Genomic DNA, 1,998 nt, shown 5'->3' with positions numbered 1-1,998 from the left:
GTTGAATCACCCTTATTTTCGCCTGGTTTAATTGACTTTATACTACCCAGTCGTAAAAAACCTACACCTGTCAGGGGGGGGCTGGGGGGGGTTAAAATACCAGCAACCAACAATAAAATCCTATATAACAATGACAAAACTCTACAACAGAAGCTCAGAAAAATTCAAGCGGCAGAAGCTTCGCAGAGAAATGACGGAAGCTGAAAAGGAGTTATGGAAACGGATCAGAAACAGACAGCTTGAAAATTGTAAATTTCGCAGACAATACAGTGTAGCAGCATTTGCGATCGACTTTTATTCACCAGAAATCAAATTAGCACTAGAAGTTGATGGTGATAGCCATTTTGTGGATGGCGCTGTAGAATATGATGCAGAAAGGCAAGAGTTTATTGAGTCGGCAAGGATTAATTTTTTGAGGTTTACGAATGATGATGTTTATCATAATTTGGATGGGGTTTTAGAGGTGATTGTGGAGGGGATTAAATCGTTGAGAACATCGGGTGTTTTACCCCCCCCAGCCCCCCCTTGGTAAGGGGGGGAGCAAGAGTTAGCTCTTTGTTAAGGGTGGGGAGCAAGAGTTTCGAGCATCCAAAATCTAAAATTGAATAATCCAAAATTTCTAATACATATGACTTCAAAAGTTACCCTCACTATCACCGCAGGCAATCTCAAAGGCCAAGAATTCACCTTTGACACCCGCACTACTTGCATTATCGGGCGCGCCAAAGATTGCTATCCCAAAATTCCCGACGACGACAAACACCGCACCATCTCCCGCTATCACTGTTTGCTAGATATCAATCCTCCCGATATCCGCGTGCGAGATTTTGGTAGCAAAAATGGGACTTTTGTAAACGGTGAAAAAATCGGTCAGCGAGAATCCCATCAAACTCCCGAAGAAGCTGCTCAAATTCAATTTCCAGAATACGACTTGCAGGGGGGAGATGAATTTACACTCAGCGATACTTCTTTTCGAGTTGCTGTTGCCCTTGACCCGGAAATAGCCAAAAATCTCCAACAACAATCACCCCCAATCATTCCCTCAAATCAAGCCAATCTGTGGGAAATGCTGAAAGCTTTTCTGTTCAAAGCTGTGGGTGGTAAAACTAATATTGGAGTTCTGGGAGATTATGTTTTGCTGAAGGAGTTGGGGAAGGGTGGTTTTAGTTTGGTTTATTTGGCGCGACATAAACAAACAAATGAAGAAGTCGCCCTGAAAGTGATGTTACCAAAAGTTGCTGCGAATCAGCGGGCTGTGAATTGGTTTTTGCGGGAAATTGAAAATACGAAATCTTTAAAACATCCCAATGTGGTAGGATTAAAAGAGTCTGGTTATGCGGATGAAACCTTCTTTTTTACGATGGAATACTGCGAGGGTGGTAGTGTTGTTGATTTGATGGCAAAACGCGGTGTTAGCACTTTGCCGATTGGTGAAGCTGTGGCTATTATTTTGCAAGTTTTAGATGGTTTGACTTATACGCACAATGCGGAAATTCCGAATGTGAAATTGGCTGATGGTAGTTTTGCTAAAGGACGGGGTTTGATTCACCGGGATTTGAAGCCGGGGAATATTTTTCTAGCGAATGTGGGAGGGAAACAAGTTGCTAAGATTGGGGATTATGGGTTAGCAAAAGCTTTCGATCAAGCGGGTTTAAGCGGCCAAACGATGACTGGTAATGCTGTTGGTACGCCGTATTTTATGCCGCGACAGCAAGTGCTTGATTATAAATATGCTAAGCCGGAGGTTGATGTTTGGGCGGCGGCGGCTTGTTTGTATGTGATGATTACGGGATATTCGCCTCGCAATTTTGTGGGATTAGACCCGTTTCGTGCTGTGCTGGATAATGATGCGGTTCCTATTGCCGATCGCACTTCCTCGATTCCTCAACCGCTAGCCACCGTAATCGATCGCGCTTTAATCGTATCCGCTCAATAAATAGGGGTAACAGCAAAAAAGAAGGTTCACAAATACGAAGAGCATGATAGAATATAAAGCAT

The 1,998-nt window shown here is 43.3% G+C and carries 2 protein-coding genes; both read left to right on the top strand.

Annotated features, from left to right (window positions below; all coding sequences use genetic code 11):
* Nucleotides 1-130: 130 nt before the first annotated feature.
* Nucleotides 131-532, top strand: a complete 402-nt coding sequence (locus QUA83_RS30290) for an endonuclease domain-containing protein (protein ID WP_333297907.1) — start codon at nucleotides 131-133, stop codon at nucleotides 530-532.
* Between the two features lie 96 nt (nucleotides 533-628).
* Nucleotides 629-1,936 carry a protein kinase domain-containing protein gene (locus QUA83_RS30285; protein WP_333297905.1) on the top strand — a complete coding sequence of 436 codons (1,308 nt, stop codon included), beginning with the start codon at nucleotides 629-631 and terminating at the stop codon, nucleotides 1,934-1,936.
* The last annotated feature ends 62 nt before the right edge of the window (nucleotides 1,937-1,998 follow it).

The organism is Microcoleus sp. K1-B1, assembly GCF_036704705.1.
Taxonomy (GTDB): Bacteria; Cyanobacteriota; Cyanobacteriia; order Cyanobacteriales; family Microcoleaceae; genus Microcoleus.
The sequence above is the reverse complement of the archived record's forward strand: the minus strand, read 5'-3'. Positions and strand labels throughout refer to the sequence as shown.